Raw genomic sequence first — 21,453 nt, 5'->3', positions numbered from 1 at the left:
CGGCGGCGGCATCGGCGGTCCTGCCGTCCCGCCCCGGAGTGCTGCGGGAACGGGCGCGTCGGGCCTGCGAGGAGGCACACCGCCGTGGCTAAGATCGACCAATGGGCTCCGACTACCTCCGCTACCCGCACCTCCACGGCAACCGGGTCACCTTCGTCGCAGAGAACGATGTCTGGGTGGCTCCGCTGGCCGGGGGCCGCGCCTGGCGCATCTCCGCGCTGCAGCTCGCCGCCAGAACGCCGCGCTTCTCGCCGGACGGAACGACGATCGCGTGGACCGTCGTGCAGGGCGGGGCGCCGGAGGTCGTCGCGGCCGACGTCGAGGGCGGGAGCTTCCGCCGGCTCACCTACTGGGGTCACCAGAGCACCCGCGTCAAGGGCTTCACCGCTGAGGGCGAGGTCCTGGCGACCAGCGCCTTCCGGCACGAGGACTCCCGCCTCGGCTGGGCCTACCGTGTCCCGCTCGACGGGTCGTCCCAGTCCGTCCTCCCGTTCGGCCCCGTGGACACGATCGTGGAGGGTCCCGCGCTCGCGGGCGGGACGCCGACGGTCATCGGCAGCGTCCTGACCCGGGAACCCGCGTGGTGGAAGCGCTACCGGGGCGGCACCGCCGGCAAGTTCTGGATGGACGCGGACGGCAGCGGGCACTTCGAGCGGTTCCTGCGCGAGCTCGACGGCAATCTCAGCGACCCGATGTGGGTCTCGGACCGTCTGGCCTTCCTGTCCGACCACGAGGGTCACGGCAACCTGTACTCCGTGGACCGCCGGGGCCTGGACCTGCGCAGGCACACGGACCACGACCGGTTCTACGTCCGCCACGCGAGCACCGACGGCGCCGGGATCGTCTACGAGTCGGCGGGCCGCCTCTGGCACCTCCCGACCCTCGACCAGGAGGCCGTGCCCCTGGCCATCACGCTCGGCTCGGCGTCCACGGCCCGCCGGCCCCAGCCCCTCGTGGTGGAACGGCACCTCGCCGCGGCCGTGCCGACGACGGACGGTTCCGCGTCGGTCGTCGAGGCGCACGGTACGCTCCACTGGCTCACCCACCGGGACGGTCCGTCACGCGTCGTCGAGGCTGCTCCCGGAGTGCGCGCACGCCTCGGCCGGCCGGTGGACGGCTCCCGTGTCGCCTACATCGCCGACGCCGACGGCGAGGAGGCGCTCTACATCCGGGACGTGTTCGCAGGCGCCCGCAACGGGGGACCGGAGCCGGCCGGACGGGAGGACGCCGTCCGACCTCCCTCAGCGACGCCGCAGCAGGGAGCCGGCGCCCCCTCGGACGGTGACCCATCGGACGGCGACGCCGCGGTGCTCGAGGCGCAGGCGGCGGGAGCCCTCGACGGTGCGCAGCGCTTCGGGTTCGAAGGACGCTTCCGCGCGTCCGCGCTCGCCGTGAGCGCGGACGGCTCCCGCATCGCCGTCGCCTCCGAGACGGGAGTTCTCGAGATGGTGACGCTCACGACCGGTGAGCACCGGCGCATCGCCACGACCGGGCACGGGGTGATCGAGTCGCTCGCCTTCTCCCACGATTCGGCGTGGCTCGCCTGGGCCGAACCCATGGCGCAGGAGGGGACACGCAGCCGCATCCGGCTGGCTGCGGTGTCGACGCCGGCCGAGGGGACAGGGACCACCGGGAACGCCGCGGTCCACGGATCCGCCGGGATCATCGACGTGACCGACGGGCGTTTCCGTGACTGGTCTCCCGTGTTCACGCGCGACGGCAAGTACCTCGCCTTCCTCTCGGACCGCAGTTTCGACCCCGTGTACGACACCCACCGCTTCGACCTGAGCTTCCCCGCCTCGACCAAGCCCTACCTCGTGGCCCTCGCGGCAGGGACGCCGTCGCCGTTCGGGCCGAGCGCGGCGCCCGCCGGCACCGGGGACGCCGCCGGTGAGGCTCCCGCAGCGGACGGCGCCGCCGAGGGGGAGAAGACCGTCGTCGTCGACCCCGCCCTCCTGATGGCGCGCACCCTCGCGCTCCCCGTCGCTCAGGGCACCTATGACGACCTCCGGGCAGTGGACGGCGCCCTGCTCTGGACGGCCGGTGACATCGGGGGAGTCACGGGCGACGGGCGCGCATCCTCCTCGACCGAGGAGCCGCCGCGGCGCCTCGAGCGTTTCGACATGAGCCGCAGGACCGTCGAGGTCCTCGCGACGGAGATCGACGCCGTCGAGGTCAGCAGGGACGGTGCGACGGCGGTGTTCACCGCGGACGGGAAGGTCACCGCGATCCCCACCGACGGCAGGACCGACGCGGACTCGCCGAAGCGTGTCGATGTGGCCCTCAAACGCATCCGGGTGACCCTCGATCCGGTGAGCGTGTGGCAACAGGCCTTCGACGAGGCCTGGCGCCTGCAGCGTGACTTCTACTGGACCGAGGACATGGCGGGGGTCGACTGGGACGGCGTCCGGGAGCGGTACCTGCCTCTCGTCGACCGCCTCGGGTCGCACGACGACCTCGCGGACCTGCTGTGGGAGCTGCACGGTGAACTCGGCACCTCCCACGCCTACGTGGCCCCGAAGCTCGTGACGGAGCCCGGGGGACACCAGGGCTTCCTCGGCGCGGACCTCGTGCCCGCGGACGGCGGGTGGGCCGTGACCCGGGTCTTCGACGCCGAGTCCTCCGACCCCCAGGCGGTCTCGCCGTTGAGCGCACCCGGGGTCGCCGTGGTGGCCGGCGACGTGATCGAGGCCGTCGACGGCGTTCCCGTGCCGGAGGTCTTCGGTCCGTCCGTCCTCCTGACCGGTGCGGCCGGCATCGCCGTCGAGCTCACGGTCCGGTCCGGTGGGACTCCGGGTCCGCGCCGCCGCGTCGCGGTCGTGCCCCTGCGCAGCGAGGAGCGCCTGCGGTACCAGAACTGGGTCGCGGCCAATCGGACCGCCGTCCAGCGGGCGTCCGACGGGCGCTTCGGCTACCTGCACATCCCCGACATGGTGGCCCACGGATGGGGCCAGCTGCACCGCGACCTCGACCGCGAGACAGCCCGCGACGCCCTGGTGATCGACGTACGGCGCAACCGGGGAGGCCACACCTCCCAGCTCGTCGCCGAGCTGATCGGCAGGCGCGTCACGGCGTGGTCGATGCCCCGCGGCGAGGTGCCCGGCACCTACCCGGCGCACGCGCCGCGCGGGCCGGTCGTCGTCCTGACGGACGAGTTCGCCGGATCCGACGGCGACATCATCACGCAGGTGGCGAAGCTGCGGGGGATCGGGCCGGTGATCGGCACCAGGACCTGGGGCGGGGTGATCGGCATCGACGGTCGGTTCACGCTGGCGGACGGGACGGGTGTCAACCAGCCGCGGTACGGCTTCCACGTGACGGGTGGCGTGGGCTGGGGGATCGAGAACCACGGCGTGGACCCGGACGTCGAGGTGCCGTTCCCTCCGCAGGCGTACGCCGCGGGCGAGGACCCGCAGCTCGAGCACGGGCTGGCGGTCCTCCGTGAGATGCTCGCCGAGGCCCCCACGGATGTTCCCCCCGCGAAGGAGGGCTACCCCTCCCGCCGACCGGGACCGCTGCCGCCTCGCCCGCAGGAGTCCCGCGGCTGACCCCGGACGGCTGACCCCGGGCGGAACCGCGGTCAGGACGGAGCAGCAGCCGGGCAGAGGGAAGGCCCCGGACACCGTCCGGGGCCTTCCCTGGTTCCTGTGGCGAGTCCGGTCAGCCCTGCAGCGTCGCCGTGAGCGAAATGTCCTTCACTGCAGCGAGGGCCTGCGACACGGGGCAGCCCTCCTTGGCGGCCTGCGCCACGCGCTGGAAGTCCTCCTCGGACAGGCCCGGCACCGTCGCGTCGAGCGTGAGGCGGATCGCCGTGATGCCGGTGCCCGGCTGGAAATCCACCTCGGCCTTCGTCTCCACGCGCTCCGGAGTCTTGCCTTCCTCGCCGAGGGCGTGGCTGAAGGCCATCGAGAAGCACGCGGAGTGCGCCGCCGCGATGAGCTCCTCGGGGCTCGTCTTGCCGCCCGACTGCTCGGCGCGTGCCTTCCAGGTGACGTCGTAGGTGCCGAGGCCGGACGAGTCGAGCGTGACCTGGCCTGAGCCGGTGGGGAGGTCCCCACTCCAGACGGTGTGGGCTGTACGAACGGTAGCCATGGTTCTCCTTGCTGTCGGGCGGACGCGGAGATCGCATCCGGTACTTCACCCCCATCCTAGGGAGCGCCGCGACGGACTTCCACGACAGGTCTGGAACTCCTGCCCCGGACGCACAGGAGCCGCCTCCCGGGCGGGAGGCGGCTCCTTGAATCGGCCGGGCGGGTCCTACAGTCCGAGGTCGGACTCGAAGGCGCCACCCTCGAGGCGTGCCTTGAGCGTCTGCAGGAATCGTCCCGCATCGGCGCCGTCCACCAGGCGGTGGTCGTACGTGAGGCTGAGGTACATCATCGAGCGGATCGCGATGGTGTCGTCGCCGTCCACGCCCGTGACGACCACGGGGCGCTTGACGATGATGCCGGTCCCGAGGATGCCGACCTGCGGCTGGTTGATGATCGGCGTGTCGAACAGGGCACCGGCCGAGCCGATGTTCGTGATCGTGAAGGTGCCGCCCGAGAGCTCGTCGGGGCCGATCTGGCCGTTGCGGGTGCGTGCACCCACGTCGGCGATCTTCTTCGCCAGGCCGCCGAGGTTGAGGTTGCCGGCGTCCTTGATGACGGGGACCAGGAGCCCCTTCTCGGTGTCGACCGCGATCGCGAGGTGCTCGGCGTCGTGGTACGTGACCTCCTTCTTCTCCTCGTCGAAGGACGCGTTCAGCTTCGGGTGCTGCTTGAGCGCCTCGGTGACGGCCTTCGAGATGAAGGGGAGGAAGGTGAGCTTGGCGCCGTTCTGCGCCTGGAAGGTGTCCTTGGACGCCGTCCGCAGCTTGGCGATGCGGGTCATGTCGACCTCGATGACCTGCGTGAGCTGCGCTGAGACCTCCAGTGACTCGCGCATGCGCTTGGCGATGGTCTGCCGGATGCGCGGGGCCTTCTCGACGGTCCCGCGGAGCTTGGAGGGCTCGACGGCGGGAGCCGTGGGCTTCGACGGCGCGACAGGCGCGGCGGACGGTGCACCCTGCGGGGCGGCTACGGGTGCCGCCTGCTCGGCCTTGCGGGCTCCGGCGGCCTCCAGGACGTCCTGCTTCCGGATACGGCCGCCGACGCCGGTGCCCTTGACCGTCGAGAGGTCGACGTCGTTCTGGTTCGCCAGGCGGCGGACGAGGGGCGTGACGTAGGAGGCGTCCGACCCTGCGGAGTCCGACGGCGCGGACTCCTGCACGGCAGGCTTCTCCTGCGCCGCGGACTTCTCCTCGGCGGCGGGCTGCGGTGCGGGCGCGCCGCTCGCGTCGTCGTCGGTCTCGGAGGTCTTAGAGGCGCGCCCGGCTTCCTTGTCGGCGCCGGGCTTCTCGGTGGGGGAGTCGGCGCGTTCCTCGGCGGGAGCTGCGACGAGCGGCTCACCCGAGGCGGCCTCCACCTTCTTCGGGGCGTTTGCACCGGAACCGATCACGGCGAGGACGGCGCCGACCTCGGCGGTCTCGTCCTCGTTGACCCGGATCTCCTGCAGCTTGCCCGCGACGGGGGACGGGATCTCGGTGTCCACCTTGTCGGTGGAGACCTCGAGGAGGGGCTCGTCGACCTCGACGTCGTCGCCGACCTCCTTCAGCCAGCGGGTGACGGTTCCTTCGGTGACGCTCTCGCCCAGGGCGGGCAGCGTGACCTCGGTGCCCTCGCCGGAACCACCGGAGGCGTCGGAATCACTGCCGGCGGGCGCGGCGTCGGGCTGCGGCGCCTCCTGGGCCGCGGGCTGCTCCGGTTCGGCCGGGGTCTCGGCAGGGGCTGCGGCTGCGCTGTCGGAGCCGCTGTCGCCGGACCCGCCGCCCGAACCGTCGCCGATCCGTACGAGGGGCGCGCCGACCTCGGCGGTCTCGTCCTCGGCGACGAGGATCTCCTCGATCACGCCCGCGATGGGCGAGGGGATCTCGGTGTCGACCTTGTCGGTGGAGACCTCGAGGAGGGGCTCGTCGACCTCGACACGGTCCCCGACCTGCTTGAGCCAGCGGGTGACGGTGCCTTCGGTGACGCTTTCACCGAGAGCGGGCAAGTTCACGGATTCAGACATAATGCGCCCGTTTCTCCTTCGTAGATCGTTCCTTGGCAGCTGGTCGACGAGCGGGGCCCGCTCAGCTGGACGTGCGTTGATTTCCTGCTCCCGAGCTTAGTCCAAGCCCCCGGAGCGTGGACCGGGCCCGGAGAGGGCCCGGTCCCTTGCCTCATCCGTGCAGCGGCTTGCCGGCGAGGGCGAGGTGGGCCTCTCCGAGCGCTTCGTTCTGCGTGGGGTGTGCATGGATGAGCGGGGCGACGTCCTCGGGGTAGGCCTCCCAGTTCACGATCAGCTGCGCCTCGCCGATCTGCTCGCCCATGCGGCTGCCGAGCATGTGGACGCCCACGATCGGGCCGTCCTTCTCGCGGACGAGCTTGACGATGCCGCCGGTGCCGATGATCGAGCTCTTGCCGTTGCCGGCCAGGTTGTACTCGTGCGTCTCGACGCGGTCGTCACCGAACTTCTCGCGCGCCGCCTTCTCGGTGTAGCCGACGGACGCGATCTCGGGGTCGCTGTAGGTGACCTTGGGGATGTTGAGGTCGGCGACGACGACGGGCTTCAGGCCGGCGATCTCCTCGGCGACGAAGATGCCCTGCTGGAAGCCGCGGTGGGCGAGCTGCAGGCCGGGGACGATGTCACCGATCGCGTAGACATTGCCGACGCCGGTGTGCAGGCGCTCGTTGACGATGACGAAGCCGCGGTCCATGGTCAGACCGGCGTCCTCGTAGCCGAGGTCCTTCGTGACCGGTCCGCGCCCCACGGCGACGAGCATGAGGTCCGCCTCGAAGGTCTTGCCGTCCTCGAGGGTGACGACGACGCCGTCGTCGTTCTGCTGCACGGCCTGGAACCGGGTGCCGGTGTTGAACTTGATGCCGCGCTTCTTGAACGCCCGCTCGAAGTTCTTGACGATCGTCGCGTCCTCGTTGGGTACGAGGGAGGGCAGGGCCTCGACGATCGTGACGTCGACGCCGAACGACTTCCAGACGGAGGCGAACTCGCACCCGATGACGCCGCCGCCGAGGATCACGACGCTCTTGGGCACGAAGTCCATGGTGAGGGCCTGGTCCGAGGTGATGACCTTCCCGCCGATCTCCAGGCCGGGGAGGCTGCGGGAGAAGGAACCGGTGGCGAGGATGACGTGCTTGCCGGTGTACACGGTGCCGTCGACGTCGATGGTGTTCTGCGACGCCAGCTTGCCCGAGCCCTCGATGACCGTGATGCCCTTGGACTTGATCAGTCCCTGCAGCCCGCGGTACTTGCCGGCGATGATGCCGTCCTTGTACGCGTTGACGGCGGTCATGTCGATCGACTCGAAGCTGGCCTTCACGCCGTACTTCTCCGCGTCGCGGGCGCCGTCGGCGATCTCCGCGGAGTGCAGGAGTGCCTTGGTGGGGATGCAGCCGTTGTGGAGGCAGGTGCCGCCCAGCTTGGCCTTCTCGATGAGACCCACGGTGAAGCCCAGCTGCACCGCGCGGAGTGCCGCGGCGTAGCCGGCGCTGCCTCCGCCGAGTACCAGGATGTCGAATTCTTGCGCAGTTGCCGATCCGGCCACTTGAACGCTCCCTCGCGTGGTCTGTCGACGCGCAGGGCGCGTCGATTGGTAAGTCGATGGCTGTTGCGGTCGCAGGTGCGGTCGCAGGTGCTTTGTGCTCGTTTTTCACCCTATCCCCACCGGGACCCGGCATCCACCCGAAGTGCATGTCGTGTGCGCCATAGTGCCCGCATGTGCGCAGTGTCACGCGCGGGCACCATGGCTCCAGGGACGGGCGGGTGCCACCGATCGGGCGGCACCCGCTTCGGGCGCTACAGGGCGCGGGCCAGGACGTCCTCGACGTAGGCGAGCAGCGTGCGGACGCCGACGCCGGTCCCGGCCTTCGGCGTGTAGCCGTAGGGTGCGCCCTCGTTGAACGCGGGTCCGGCGATGTCGAGGTGCGCCCACGGGATCTTCTCGCCGTCGACCTGCCCGACGAATTCGCGCAGGAACACCGCGGCGGTCATCATGCCGCCGTTCCGCTCGCCGATGTTGGCGATGTCCGCGACCTGGGACTCGAGGCTCGGGCGCAGCTCCTCGGGCAGGGGCATGGGCCAGAACTGCTCCCCGGCGCGGTCGGCCGCGGCCTTGACGGCGTCACGCACACCGTCGTCGCCCATGACGCCGGAGACGCGGGTGCCGAGCGCGATCATCTGGGCGCCGGTGAGGGTCGCGATGTCGATGATGGCGTCGGGCGACTCCTCGCTCGCGGCGGCGAGGCCGTCGGCCATGACGAGGCGGCCCTCGGCGTCGGTGTTGAGGACCTCCACGGTCCGTCCGCCGTAGATCGACAGGACGTCCTCGGGGCGCTGGGCGGACCCCGAGGGCATGTTCTCGGCGAGGCAGAGCCACGCCGTGACCTTCGCGGGCAGGCCCAGTTCGGCGACCGCGAGGAGGGTGGTGAGGACGACGGCGGCGCCGGCCATGTCCAGCTTCATGGTCTGCATGCCGGCGGCGGGCTTCAGCGAGAGTCCGCCGGAGTCGAACGTGATGCCCTTGCCGACGAGGGCCAGGTGCACGGCGGATTTCGCGGGGGAGTACTCGACCTTGACCATGCGCGGCGGGCGCGTGGATCCCTTGCCGACGCCGAGGATGCCCCCGTAGCCGTCACGCTCGAGGCGCTTCTCGTCCATCACGGTGATCTTCACGGGGAGCCCGCGGGAGAGGTCCTTCGCGGCCTGGGCGAAGGTCTCCGGGTACAGGTGGCTCGGCGGCTGGTTCACGAGCGAGCGCGTGGCGTTGACGTTCTTGCCGAGGACGACGGCGCGCCTGAGCGCCGGTGCGAGGTCGGCGTCCTCGGCGACGGCCGTGTGGACGACGACGTCGCGGACCGCCGCCGTGTCCTTCGCGGGCGCCACGGTGCCGTCCGGCTTGATGCCCGACTTGTGGCCCTCGTAGCTGTACGCGCCGAAGGCCGCACCTTCGGCGACGGCGGTCGCGGCGTCCACCGTGTCCGCGGGCAGGGCGAGGACCACGGTCTCGAGGCCGGTCAGCTGACGGACGGCGGCACCGGCGGCACGGCGCAGCGTCTCGTGCCCCAGCACCTCCTCGGCGGCGACCGGTCCCACGCCGGTGAGCACGAGCGAGTCGGCGCCGGTCTCGGGCAGTCCGGGCAGGCGGCGGACCTCGTCGGCGGCGCCGGTGATCCCGAGGACCTGGAGGCTGTCCCCGAGGGCGCGAGCGGCCTTCGCCGGCAGCGGGCTCCCGAGCAGCACCGGCCCGTCGGCCCCCTTGGCGACCCCGATCACGAGTGCGTCGCTCGGGATCTTCCTGAGGTCCTTCGCGGATGCTGTCAGGTGTAGTTCGGTCGTCTTGATCACGGAATCGCTCTCCTCGTGTCCGGATGGGTTGTCCAGATGCTGCTCACTTGCGGTCCGGTATCTGGTGGGCCGGGAACCGTCCTGACGATCCTAGTCTCTGCGCCGTGCCGACCCCGGTGGACGGGGTGGCGGGTCCGGCTGCGGACCGCGCGGCGCGGGCTGCCGGTCCCGGAATGAAGGTGGCGCCGACGGTGTTGATACCGGCAGGAGCCCACCGTCAGGAGAGAGCCATGCTGGACCCACGAACCCTGTACAACACCGACGCCGAGGTCTTCGGCGACCCCGCGAACCGGGGCCTGCCGCTGCTCGTGAGCCTCACCGGCTTCATGGACGCCGGACATGTGGTCTCGCAGATCAGCGAGGAGCTGCTCGAGATCCTCGACCACGACACCGTGGTGGAGTTCGACGCCGACCAGCTCATGGACTACCGCGGGCGGCGCCCGAAGGTCACGTTCGCCGAGGACCACCTGAGGGACTACCAGCCGCACCGCCTGGAACTGCACCGGCTGTACGACGGGCTGGGTGAGCCCTTCCTGTTCCTCACCGGCGTGGAGCCCGATCTGCAGTGGGAGCGGTTCGCGAGCGCCGTCGTCGGACTCGTGCAGGACCTCGACGTCCCGCTCATCTCGTGGATCCACGCGATCCCCATGCCGGTGCCGCACACGCGTCCCATCGGTGTCACGCTGCACGGGAACCGCACGGACATCATCAACGGCATGAACGCCTGGCGTCCCACCGCCGAGCTGCAGGCGTCGATCGGTCATCTCCTGGAACTGCGGCTCATCGAGGCGGGGCACGACGTCGTCGGCCACGTCATCCACGTGCCGCACTACCTCGCCGAGGCCGAGTACCCGCCGGCCGCCGTCGCCGGGCTCGAGTACCTGGGCGCCACCGCCCGCCTGGTGCTGCCCACCGACCGTCTGCGTGAGACCGGGCGCGACGTCGAACGGCAGATCGCACGCCAGGTCGGCAACTCGGCCGAGGTGCAGTCCGTGGTGGCCTCGCTCGAGAAGCGGTACGACGAGTACGCGGACGGCGTCGCTCGTAAGTCGCTGCTCGTCAAGGAGAACAGCGAACTCGCCAGCGCCGAGGAGCTCGGCGCGGCCGTCGAGGCGTACCTCGCGAGCCCGCAGGCGGAAGAGGAGTCCACACTGCTCTGGGACACGGAGTTCCTCGGCACGACCGCCATCGACTACGCGGGTGAGCACGGCGTCCGGTCCGCGCGGGCATCCGAGTCGGGCACGGGTGCCACGTCCGAGGGCGACGACGAGACCCCCGGTCCCGACCCCCGCCCCCTGGCATAGACCGCTGTCCCGTCGGAGCCCGCCGGTGAGCACCGGCGGGCTCTGCTGTGCGCGGGACCGTGACGCTGCGGGTCGCGGGTTCGCGGTCCGGCGCATCCGACGTCGTGCGCTCTCCCGGCCACGCCATAATGGGGGAGTGAATTCCTCGAGGGCCCTCCTGGTCTGGGCGGCCGGTGTCGTGGCGTATCTCGTCGCGGTGACGCAGCGCACCTCCTTCGGGGTGGCGGGTCTGGAGGCGACGGAGCGCTTCGACGCCTCGGCCTCGCAGCTGTCGATCTTCACGGTGGTGCAGTTGCTCGTCTATGCGGCCCTGCAGGTGCCGGTGGGCGTGCTCGTGGACCGCTGGGGTCCCCGGGCGCTCATCGTGACCGGCGGCGCGCTGATGGCGCTGGGCCAGGCGCAGCTCGCCTTCGCCGACTCGGTCGGGGAGGGTATCGTCGGTCGCCTGCTCGTGGGCGCGGGGGACGCGATGACCTTCATCAGCGTCCTTCGGCTGCTCCCGGCCTGGTTCGAGCCGCGACGCATCCCGATCCTCACGCAGTGGACCGGCATCGTGGGTCAGCTCGGGCAGGTTGTCTCGGTCATCCCGTTCGTGGGGCTGCTCTCGACCTTCGGGTGGCAGCCGGCCTTCCTCTCGGCCGCGTCCCTCTCCGCGATCGCCGTCGTGCTCTCCGTGGCCGTCATCCGGGACTCGCCGCTGGCGGGTGGTGAGCGCACCCCGCAGACGCTCCGGCAGACCGGCCGTTCCCTCGCCGAAGCGTGGAAGCAGCCGGGCACGCGCCTGGGCCTCTGGTCGCACTTCACCATCCAGTTCCCGGGCACGGTGTTCGTGATCATGTGGGGCTACCCCTACCTCGTGCGCGCGGAGAAGGTCGGGGAGGGCGCGGCCTCCGCGCTGATGACCCTGTTCGTGGCGGTGGGTATCGCGTGCGGGCCGTTCCTCGGGCGCTACGTGGGGCTGCACCCCCTGCGGCGGTCCACCATGGTGCTCACCATCGCCGCACTGATAACCGGCGCCTGGCTCGCGGTCCTGCTGTACCCCGGGCCCGCGCCCCTGCCGCTGCTGATCCTGCTGGTGGTCGCCCTGGCGATCGGCGGCCCCGGTTCGATGATCGCCTTCGACTTCGCCCGCACCTTCAATCCGGCCGCGCGGATCGGGACGGCGACCGGCATCGTGAACATCGGGGGGTTCACGGCCTCCCTGCTGTCGATGTTCATCATCGGGGTGGTCCTCGACGTCCTCCTCGGCAGCGGCTTCTCGCAGGGCGAGCTCTATGCCCTGCCCTCGTTCCGCCTCGCGATGGCCGCCCAGCTCGTCGTCCTCGCGACCGGGGCGATCGCCGTCGTCATCGTGCGGCGCAGGGTTCGGCGTCGTATGGCCGAGCAGGGCGTGGTGGTCCCGCCCCTCCGCGACGCCCTGGCGCGGGAACACCGCCGTCGGCGGGAGCAGAAGATGGATCGGAGGAACCAGGGCGGGTAGGCGGTATCCCTCCCTTCGGGCCGGTCCGGTTGTCCACATAGGGCGTATCCGTCACGCGGGCCTGGCGCGCGAGGAGCAGGGTATCTGCATGTCATCTCCATCGAGCCCCGCTCCTGGCGGTCCGGCGTCCCCGTCCTTCACCATCACCTCGCCTGCGGACATCCTGTCCTACATACCCCACGCCCTCGGCTTCATGCCCGCGGAGAGCCTGGTCGTCCTGACCACCACGGGCACGAGGCTGGGGGCGACGCTGCGGGTGGACCTGCCCGCCCAGGGGGCGGATCCGCTGGCGTTCGCCGAGGGGGTGGTGTCCTTCCTGCGGGGGGATCCCGACGCCGACGGCACACTCGTCGTCGTGTACACGCGCGAGGAGTGGCACCGGCTCCGACCTCCTCCGCACGAGGATCTGCTGGACGACCTCGAGATGGCCCTGAAGCTCGAGGGCTTTCCCGTCCGGGCGGGGTGGCTCGTGTCGGGGAGCGGGTGGCGGGACTACTTCTGCCGGGACGAGCGGTGCTGTCCCTGGCCGGGCACGCCGCTCGACGCCGTGGTGCACAGTGCCCTGAACGCGGAACTCATCTTCGGCGGCAGTGCCTTCGACGCGTCGGCACCGGAAGCAGTCCTCCGCGCCGCGCCGGCCGTGGCCCCGCGCGATGGATGGTCGGCGAACCCCGGGGCCGTGGAGGACGCCCAGGCCCACTTCGCCGCGCGATGCGCCGGCCGCTGGATCTCCCCGGGGCAGTTCACCGCGACGTCCGCCCTCTGGGACGTCGTCCTGTCACGCCCGGGCACGTTCCATGTGCAGGCCGAACCCGAGGTCGCGGGCTTCCTGCTGGCGAGCATCGAGTGCCGCACGGTCCGCGACTTCCTGCTCGCCAGTGCATGCCTGGGGTCGACCGCGGCGCTCGACGGCGCGCGGGCGTGTGGCCTGCTCGACCCCGACGCTTTCGGCCCCGGCCCCGAGCCGGGCCCGCTCGATCCCGGTCAGACTCCCGATCGGCTGGAACCCGGTGCCGCCGCCTGGGCCGTGCCGGCGGTGCGCGGCCTAGCGGTGTCGCCCGTGGCGCTGCGTCAGGCCCTGGAGGTGGCGCGCGGCGCTGTCGCTGCTGCTGATCCGACCGCTCCGACGGCGGCTTCGACGGCCGCCTCGGCCGCTGCCCCGACGACTGCTCCCGCCGCTGCGGTACCGACTGCTCCTGCGGTGGCTGCTTCGACCGCAACTGTGGAGCGATCGGGTGGCCGGGGCCATGGCGCCGATGCAGCCCTGCTCTACGCGGACCTCCTGGCGGGGCGCTTCCCGGGACCCATCGCGTGGGAGCGGGTCGATGCGATGAGCGAGGTACTCGCGCAGCTCGCGGCGGTGTCGGACGGGGAGTCGAGGGCCGCCGCACTCACCATGTCCGCCTGGTTCGAGTACGCCCGCGGTCGAGGTTCACGGGCAGCGGTGTTCCTCGGGGCGGCCGAGCAGGCCGTTCCCGGATACCGGCTCGCACGCCTGCTCTCCGAACTGCTGCGCCGTGGCGGGCTGCCGGCCTGGGCCAGGCGCCGCTCCACCGCGTGGACCACGGGTGGTGCACCCTCATCGGGCGGGGCGACGTGAGCATCACGCACCTGCGACGCCGGTGCCGACAGCAGGCACAAAAGCACCGACATGATTTCCGGGCCGGCGGACAACCGTGAGACAATGGTAGTTGAGACCCGGTTGGGTCCGTGCATCAGAACAGACCGAGCATTCCATTCCGGATCCCGCCCCAGAGCGGATTCCGCGGGAATAGCGAGGGCGGCGGGACCGTTTCCCATGGGACCAGGCCTCGCCGGAACTGTCTGATAACCAGCGCGGACTTGACAGGGTCATAGTGGTGTTGTCCCTCTGATGGCACCACACACCGCCGTATGAAAGGTTTTCTGTGCCGGTCAAGAAGACAGCAGCACAGGCGTCGACAGACGCCGGTACCACCACGACCAAGCGCCGGGTAGCGGCCAAGAAGCCCGCCACGAAGGCTGCTTCCTCCGCTGCGGCCGCGAAGGCCTCGACCTCCGATGCCCAGGGTTCGGTGGACACCCTCGACGTGACGGATCCCGTCGCGGATGCCGCCGTCGACGTCGACCCCGAGGACCTGAAGCCCGAGGCCGCCGAGGTCGCCACGACCACCGGCTTCGTCTACTCCGATGCCGACGACGACGACGCCCCCGCCCAGCAGGTGGTATCCGCGGGCGCCACCGCCGACCCCGTCAAGGACTACCTCAAGCAGATCGGCAAGGTCGCCCTCCTCAATGCCGAGCAGGAAGTGGACCTGGCCCTGCGCATCGAGGCCGGCCTCTTCGCCGAGGAGAAGATCGCCGCCGACCCGGACATGGACCCGAAGCTCAAGCGCGAGCTCGAGTTCGTCATCCACGACGGCAAGCGGGCCAAGAACCACCTCCTCGAAGCGAACCTCCGCCTCGTGGTCTCCCTCGCCAAGCGCTACACCGGGCGCGGCATGCTCTTCCTCGACCTGATCCAGGAAGGCAACCTCGGCCTCATCCGCGCGGTCGAGAAGTTCGACTACACCAAGGGCTTCAAGTTCTCCACCTACGCCACGTGGTGGATCCGCCAGGCCATCACGCGCGCCATGGCGGACCAGGCCCGCACCATCCGCATCCCCGTGCACATGGTGGAGGTCATCAACAAGCTCGCCCGCGTGCAGCGCCAGATGCTGCAGGACCTCGGCCGCGAGCCCACCCCCGAGGAGCTCGCCCTCGAACTCGACATGACGCCGGAGAAGGTCGTCGAGGTCCAGAAGTACGGACGCGAGCCCATCTCGCTGCACACGCCCCTGGGTGAGGACGGCGACTCCGAGTTCGGTGACCTGATCGAGGACTCCGAGGCGGTCGTACCCGCCGACGCCGTGAGCTTCACGCTGCTGCAGGAGCAGCTCCACTCGGTGCTCGACACCCTGTCGGAGCGCGAGGCGGGCGTCGTCGCCATGCGCTTCGGACTGACCGACGGACAGCCGAAGACGCTGGACGAGATCGGCAAGGTCTACGGCGTGACCCGCGAGAGGATCCGCCAGATCGAATCGAAGACCATGTCCAAGCTGCGCCACCCCTCGCGCTCCCAGGTGTTGCGCGACTACCTGGACTGATCCGGACTCCGGAGACCAGCAGCTACCCGCACAGGGCCCCTTCCTTCGGGAGGGGCCCTGTGTCGTTCCCGGACGGCGGGGCTGCCGCGAGGAACGGGATTCCGGAGCAGCGCGGGGCCGCCGCAGCCCGGACGGACCCGGAACGCAGGAGGGCCCCCTCCGAGGAGGGGGCCCGTCCTTGTGCTGTCAGCGCCTGTACACGGGGCGCCTGTGTCTGTGGGTGGTGCGAGTCCTGGCGGAATCAGTCGCCTGCGACGGCCGGCTTCTCGTGGAGCCGCTGCGTCTCGTCCTGCCACTCCGAGGTGAGCGGCTTCAGGTTCGCTTCGACGGCGCGCGCGTGGTGGCCGCAGAAAAGAAGCTCTCCACCGGAGGACTGGAGGACGGCCCGCACGTAGGCCTGGGCGCCGCATCGGTCACAGCGGTCCAGGGCAGTGAGTTCGCGAGTTGCTACTGCAGTGGTCATGAATGTCTCCTCATGTGGATCGTCTACTCATATAACCACTATTCGTCGCACCCCCTTCGCAGGCTGGGCCTCCTTTCGCTCCGGGCGTACCAGGGGTATGGGTCACACTCGGAGCCCGCGGCGAGCCCGTCGGGACGCGCCTGCCGGGCGGTGTCGGTCCCGGGTAATAAACTGGAGCTACACGGTCCCCCCGGAAGACACCCGCCTGACGCCTGTCCTGGACCGCGCCCGTTCCGCCAAGGAGACAGCCCCACCGTGACACCCCCCACCTCGGACTACACCGCCCGGCACCTCTCGGTCCTCGAGGGCCTCGAGGCGGTGCGCAAGCGTCCCGGCATGTACATCGGGTCCACGGACTCCCGTGGCCTCATGCACTGCCTCTGGGAGATCATCGACAACTCGGTGGACGAAGCCCTTGCCGGTCACGGCCAGAGCATCACCGTGATCCTGCACGCGGACGGCTCGGTGGAGATCCACGACGACGGCCGCGGGATCCCCGTGGACATCGAGCCCAAGACGGGCCTGACCGGGGTGGAGGTGGTGTTCACCAAGCTGCACGCCGGCGGCAAGTTCGGCGGCGGCTCCTACACCGCCTCCGGCGGCCTCCACGGCGTGGGGGCGAGCGTCGTCAACGCGCTGTCGTCCCGACTCGACGTCTTCGTGGACCGTGGCGGCAAGACCTATGCCATGTCGTTCCGCCGCGGCGAACCCGGCATCTTCGACGACGGCAGGACGCCGTCGCCCACCTCGTCCTTCGAGCCCTTCCTCGACGGTTCCCGCCTCGAGATCGCAGGCACCACCAAGCGGGGCGTGACCGGGACGCGCATCCGTTACTGGGCGGACCGCCAGATCTTCACGCCCGACGCCGCCTTCTCGTACGAGGAGCTGCAGACCCGCGCGCGACAGACCTCCTTCCTCGTCCCGGGCCTCCGCATCGTGCTCCGCGACGAACGGAAGCTCCCCGGCACGCCGGGCGAGTCGGGGCCCGTGGAGGAGGTCTTCCAGCACGACGGCGGCATCTCGGAATACGCCGAGTTCCTCGCGCTGGACGCGGCCGTCACGGACGTATGGCGCTTCCAGGGCTCGGGCCGCTTCAAGGAGTCGGTGCCCGTGCTGGACGAGCGCGGCCACAGCCGGATGGCGGAGGTAGAGCGCGACTGCGACGTCGACATCGCCCTGCGCTGGGGGATCGGCTACGAGACGACGGTCCGCAGCTACGTCAACATCATCGCGACCCCGAAGGGCGGGACGCACCAGAGCGGGTTCGAGCAGGCGCTGCTCAAGACCTTCCGCAAGGTGATCGAGGCGAATGCGCGCAAGCTGAAGGCGGGCAGCGACAAGATCGAGAAGGACGACGTCTTCGCGGGACTGACGGCCGTGCTCACGGTGCGCCTCGCCGAGCCGCAGTTCGAGGGACAGACCAAGGAGATCCTCGGCACCTCCGCCGTCAAGGCCATCGTGGCGAGGGTCGTCGAGAAGGAGCTGCAGGCACGCCTGTCGTCCTCGGCGCGCAACGACAAGGCCCAGTCGGCACTCCTGCTGGAGAAGGTCGTCGCCGAGATGAAGTCCCGCATCTCGGCACGTGTGCACAAGGAGACGCAGCGGCGCAAGAACGCCCTCGAGACCTCGACCATGCCGGCCAAGCTCGCCGACTGCCGCATCGACGACCCGGAGCGCTCCGAGCTGTTCATCGTCGAGGGCGACAGCGCCCTGGGCACCGCCAAGAACGCGCGGTCCTCCGACTACCAGGCACTCCTGCCGATCCGGGGGAAGATCCTCAACGTGCAGAAGGCATCCGTGGGCGACATGCTGTCCAACGCGGAGTGCGCCGCCCTGATCCAGGTCATCGGGGCCGGCTCGGGGCGGAGCTTCCAGCTGGACGCGCGCCGGTACGGGAAGGTCATCCTGATGACCGACGCCGACGTCGACGGTGCGCACATCCGCACGCTGCTCCTGACGCTGTTCTTCCGGTACATGCGCCCGCTGGTCGAGGCCGGCAGGGTCTACGCCGCCGTGCCACCCCTGCATCGCGTCGAGGTCATCAACGGCGGCTCGAAGGCCAACGAGATGATGTACACGTACTCCGAGGCGGAGCTGACGCGTCTGCTCTCGACCCTCGAGAAGAAGGGCAGACGGCACAAGTCCCCGATCCAGCGCTACAAGGGACTCGGTGAGATGGACGCGGACCAGCTGGCGGAGACCACCATGGATCCGCGGCACAGGACGCTGCGGCGCGTCCGCATCCAGGAGGCCGAATCGGCCGAGCGCGTCTTCAACCTCCTGATGGGCAGCGACGTCGCGCCGCGGAAGGACTTCATCGTCGCCGGGGCAGCATCGCTGGACCGCGACCGCATCGACGCCTGACGGATCGGGCGAGGCCGGCCGGCCGACGCATCCTCCGCCGGCACCGGGCACCATGGTGGCGGAAGCGCCGGAGCGTCGGGGTGCTATGGGTAGCGCCGGTGCTGCGTTCAGCCCAGGAGCTCGGGGGCGACCAGCAGCACGGGCGGAACCACCAGCAGCATCCCGGCGGTGGACAGGGCCAGGCCCTGCTGGATCCGGTTCAGCGGCGGCAGGGGAGTGAGCAGCCGTCGGAGCCTGTGCGCCGTGGACCGGGCATCGGCGGCGCCGCCGGAGACGTCGGACGCCCCGGGCACCGGCCCGCCCCGGCCCTCCTCGCCCAGGGGGTCGTCCAGTGCGTCGGCCGGTGACGGGAGCGCGCCGGACCCCACGATGGCGATGGCACGGACGAGCGTGGGTTCGTCCACGTGGCGCAGGGCCTCGTCGTCGGCCAGCATCTCGATCAGTTCGCTGACCGAACGCTGGGCCAGCTGGGAGGTGGGGAGCCACGGCAGCGCCGCGCGCCATGCGGCGAAGGCCCACAGCAGCAGGTGGTGGCGCTGATGGAGATGTGCGTTCTCGTGGGTCAGGACGGCGTCGAGCTCCGCGCGACTCAGGAGGTCCATGAGTCCGTCCGACATGACCGTCACGGAGCGCGCGCCGCCGGGCAGGCAGTATGCGACGGGCGCGGGGTGGCTGATCACCAGTGTTGCCGGCTGGTCGGCGGCGGGGGAGCTCAGCAGGTTGAGCATGTCCCGGTGACGGCTGCGCTGCCGCCGGATGCGCACGAACGTCAGTGCCAGGGTGAAGACGAGGTGGCCGAACAGCAGGGTCGCGGCACTGATGGCGAAGACGTGGATCACGCCGAGGGTCTGGGCGGAGTCGTCGTCGAACAGGATGCTGAAGAAGCCGGCCGAGGCGGATACGAGGTTGTCACCGAGCGGCTCGAGGCCCCAGACGAGCATCGCCCCGATCATGGACAGCCCGCCGGCGAGCGCGATCGACTGCCACAGCACCATTGCGGTGAACGGCGCCCGGGCAGGCCACGCGGCGCGGGAGAGCGCGATGGGAGCGGGCCACGCGAGGATGATCGCGAGTGCCGCGAGCAGGTAGGAGGCCCAGAACACCGGTGGGTCAGCTGCCGCCGAGCAACTTACGGAGGGTCTCGGCCTCGGACGCGGTGACGCTGCCGATGAATCGCGCGAGGACGGCTTCGCGGTCGGGTGCCGTGACGAGCACTTCGTGCATGAGTTCCGCCGTGTGGTCCTCGCGGCTCGTGACGGACCTGTAGCGGTGCGGGCGGCTGTCGCGCTCCCGCTCCACCAGGCCCTTCTTCTCGAGGCGTGACAGCACCGTGAGGACGGTGGTGACGGCGAGCTCGCGGCCGACTTCACCCGAGGGCGCCTCGGCGATCGCGTCCCGGAGCCGGTTGGCGGTCATCGCTTCCGGCGTTGCCCACAGCAGGTCCATCACTGTGCGTTCGAGGTCTCCGAGTGTTGCCATGTTCTTCCTTCGATTAATGCACGACCGCGATCCGCCGCGGATCCCGGCCCGCTCCCCGGAGGGAGCCACCAAGGGTGGTGTATCCAACCTACCGCCTCTGGGCGAACATTTCTACTCCACGTAGAAAAGATCCTGCGTTTGTTTTACGATGTGTAGAAGAAAGTTTTCTACCGCTTGTAGAAGTTTGCTCCCGTCGCTGGACGGCACAGCTGAAAGGGTCTGATGGAAGCTCTGGAGATTGCCAGATGGCAGTTCGGGATCACCACCGTCTACCACTTCCTCATGGTTCCGCTCACCATCGGGCTCGGTCTCCTGGTCGCCCTGATGCAGACCGCCTGGCACCGCACGGGCAGGGAGCACTACCTCCGCATGACGAAGTTCTGGGGGAAGCTGTTCCTCATCAACTTCATCATGGGCGTGGCCACCGGCCTCGTGCAGGAGTTCCAGTTCGGCATGGCCTGGAGCGAGTACAGCCGCTTCGTCGGGGACGTCTTCGGGGCGCCCCTGGCGATGGAGGCACTCCTGGCCTTCTTCGTCGAGTCGACCTTCCTCGGTCTCTGGATCTTCGGCTGGAACCGCCTTCCCCGGCTGATCCACCTGCTGTCCCTCTGGGCCGCCGTCCTCGCCTCGGTCTTCTCCGCCTACTTCATCCTCGTCGCCAACTCCTGGATGCAGCACCCCGTGGGCGTCGAGGTGGTGGACGGCAGGCCGGTGATGGTGGACGCCTGGGCGGTCTTCACCAACAACACCGCCCTCGTCGCCTTCCCGCACACGCTCTTCGGTGCCCTCTCGGTGGCCGGCGCGTTCCTCCTCGGTATCAGCTGGTACCACCTGTGGCGGCGGCGCCACGACGGCCTCGACATCCTCGCAGCGGACGGCACCCTCACCGTCGGTGATCCGGCCGGTGCCCGCGACGCCGTGGACCACCGGGTCTGGCTCCGCTCCGCGCGGGCCGGCGCCGTCGTCGCCATGATCGCCTTCGCCGGCACGGGCATCACGGGTGACCTGCAGGGCAAGCTGATGTTCGACCAGCAGCCCATGAAGATGGCGGCCGCCGAGGCCGCCTGCCACGACGGCACCGGATTCTCCCTCCTGTCCGTCGGCAACCTCGGCGCGCAGAGCTGCGACGACATCACAGCGGTCATCGAGGTCCCCGGCGTGCTCTCCTTCCTCGCCAACGGCGACTTCACCACCGAGGTCAAGGGCGTGAACACCCTCCTACCCGAGTACCAGGAGAAGTACGGCACCACGCTCCCTGATGATCCGATGTACGGCGAGCGCGCGGGCACGGAGATCGACTACCTACCCGTCATGGAGGTCACCTACTGGGGGTTCCGCATCATGATCGGTTTCGGCGCGATCGCCGCGGCCGCGGCAGGGGCGGCCCTCTGGGTCCTCCGCAGGGGGACGGTCCCGGAGTCCCGCTGGCTCATGCGCCTCGCGGTGTTCGGGATCCTCGCACCCTTCGGTGCCAATGCCGCGGGCTGGATCTTCACCGAGATGGGCCGTCAGCCGTTCGTCGTCGCACCCAATCCCGATTTCTCGGGCGTCGACAGCGTCTTCATGTTCACTGCCGCGGCCGTCTCACCCGGCGTCACCGTCGCCGAGCTGATCCTCTCGCTCGTGGCGCTGACCACCGTGTACGCCGTCCTGCTCGTGGTCGAGGTGAAGCTCCTGTTCACCTACGTCCGCGGTGGCACCGCCTCCGCGATGCCGGAGCTGGCGCATTCCGACGACGACTCCGCTCCAGGCGCCGGCGGGAAGGACGACGGCGATGTCCTCGCCTTCGCCTACTGACCCGGCGGCCGGCCCGGG

13 protein-coding genes and 1 pseudogene are annotated in these 21,453 nt (G+C 70.3%); 7 read left to right on the top strand and 7 right to left on the bottom strand.

Annotation, left to right across the window (positions count from 1 at the left end; translation table 11 throughout):
• The first annotated feature begins 101 nt into the window (after nucleotides 1–101).
• Nucleotides 102–3,548: a S41 family peptidase gene (locus ACX80N_RS10985; protein WP_459339418.1), complete on the top strand. Its 3,447-nt coding sequence runs from the start codon at nucleotides 102–104 to the stop codon at nucleotides 3,546–3,548.
• A 112-nt stretch (nucleotides 3,549–3,660) separates the two neighbouring features.
• On the opposite strand, the gene ACX80N_RS10980 is transcribed toward ACX80N_RS10985, so the two are convergent.
• The 4 genes from ACX80N_RS10980 to ACX80N_RS10965 form a co-directional block, all read right to left on the bottom strand.
• Nucleotides 3,661–4,092 (bottom strand): OsmC family protein, encoded by a 432-nt coding sequence (locus ACX80N_RS10980; protein ID WP_105030519.1) that lies wholly within the window; start codon nucleotides 4,090–4,092, stop codon nucleotides 3,661–3,663.
• A gap of 165 nt (nucleotides 4,093–4,257) precedes the next feature.
• Nucleotides 4,258–6,090, bottom strand: coding sequence for a 2-oxoglutarate dehydrogenase, E2 component, dihydrolipoamide succinyltransferase (gene sucB / locus ACX80N_RS10975; RefSeq protein WP_459339417.1), 1,833 nt, complete (start codon nucleotides 6,088–6,090; stop codon nucleotides 4,258–4,260).
• A 151-nt stretch (nucleotides 6,091–6,241) separates the two neighbouring features.
• Nucleotides 6,242–7,624: a dihydrolipoyl dehydrogenase gene (lpdA, locus tag ACX80N_RS10970; RefSeq protein ID WP_105030517.1), complete on the bottom strand. Its 1,383-nt coding sequence runs from the start codon at nucleotides 7,622–7,624 to the stop codon at nucleotides 6,242–6,244.
• Nucleotides 7,625–7,875: 251 nt separating this feature from the next.
• Nucleotides 7,876–9,423, bottom strand: a complete 1,548-nt coding sequence (locus ACX80N_RS10965; RefSeq protein WP_105030516.1) for a leucyl aminopeptidase — start codon at nucleotides 9,421–9,423, stop codon at nucleotides 7,876–7,878.
• 173 nt (nucleotides 9,424–9,596) lie between these two features.
• Between ACX80N_RS10965 and ACX80N_RS10960 the strand changes: the two are divergent.
• The 4 genes and pseudogenes from ACX80N_RS10960 to ACX80N_RS10945 form a co-directional block, all read left to right on the top strand.
• Nucleotides 9,597–10,547, top strand: a pseudogene (locus ACX80N_RS10960) (proteasome assembly chaperone family protein); the annotation flags it as partial.
• A gap of 316 nt (nucleotides 10,548–10,863) precedes the next feature.
• A complete protein-coding gene (locus tag ACX80N_RS10955) occupies nucleotides 10,864–12,207 on the top strand; it encodes an MFS transporter (protein ID WP_105030514.1) in 1,344 nt (447 codons plus the stop codon).
• Between the two features lie 88 nt (nucleotides 12,208–12,295).
• A complete protein-coding gene (locus tag ACX80N_RS10950) occupies nucleotides 12,296–13,807 on the top strand; it encodes a DUF4192 family protein (RefSeq protein ID WP_459339416.1) in 1,512 nt (503 codons plus the stop codon).
• Between the two features lie 307 nt (nucleotides 13,808–14,114).
• A complete protein-coding gene (locus tag ACX80N_RS10945; RefSeq protein WP_459339415.1) occupies nucleotides 14,115–15,332 on the top strand; it encodes an RNA polymerase sigma factor in 1,218 nt (405 codons plus the stop codon).
• 241 nt (nucleotides 15,333–15,573) lie between these two features.
• Here the strand turns inward: ACX80N_RS10945 and ACX80N_RS10940 are convergent, their stop codons facing one another.
• On the bottom strand, nucleotides 15,574–15,795 hold the full coding sequence (locus ACX80N_RS10940) for a DUF7455 domain-containing protein (RefSeq protein WP_105030511.1): 222 nt from the start codon (nucleotides 15,793–15,795) through the stop codon (nucleotides 15,574–15,576).
• 255 nt (nucleotides 15,796–16,050) lie between these two features.
• Between ACX80N_RS10940 and ACX80N_RS10935 the strand changes: the two genes are divergently transcribed.
• On the top strand, nucleotides 16,051–18,159 hold the full coding sequence (locus tag ACX80N_RS10935) for a DNA gyrase/topoisomerase IV subunit B (protein WP_459339414.1): 2,109 nt from the start codon (nucleotides 16,051–16,053) through the stop codon (nucleotides 18,157–18,159).
• Between the two features lie 107 nt (nucleotides 18,160–18,266).
• Here the strand turns inward: ACX80N_RS10935 and ACX80N_RS10930 are convergent, their stop codons facing one another.
• Entirely contained in the window at nucleotides 18,267–19,262 is a 996-nt protein-coding gene (locus ACX80N_RS10930) for a M56 family metallopeptidase (RefSeq protein WP_459339413.1), read from the bottom strand.
• A gap of 7 nt (nucleotides 19,263–19,269) precedes the next feature.
• Nucleotides 19,270–19,638, bottom strand: coding sequence for a BlaI/MecI/CopY family transcriptional regulator (locus ACX80N_RS10925; RefSeq protein WP_105030508.1), 369 nt, complete (start codon nucleotides 19,636–19,638; stop codon nucleotides 19,270–19,272).
• Between the two features lie 222 nt (nucleotides 19,639–19,860).
• Here ACX80N_RS10925 and ACX80N_RS10920 point away from each other — a divergent pair, with 222 nt between their 5' ends.
• Nucleotides 19,861–21,435: a cytochrome ubiquinol oxidase subunit I gene (locus ACX80N_RS10920; RefSeq protein WP_459339412.1), complete on the top strand. Its 1,575-nt coding sequence runs from the start codon at nucleotides 19,861–19,863 to the stop codon at nucleotides 21,433–21,435.
• Nucleotides 21,436–21,453: the final 18 nt, after the last annotated feature.

The sequence above is a fragment of the Arthrobacter sp. MDT2-16 genome (genome assembly GCF_054510925.1).
This window is presented reverse-complemented; position numbering and strand designations above follow the sequence as displayed.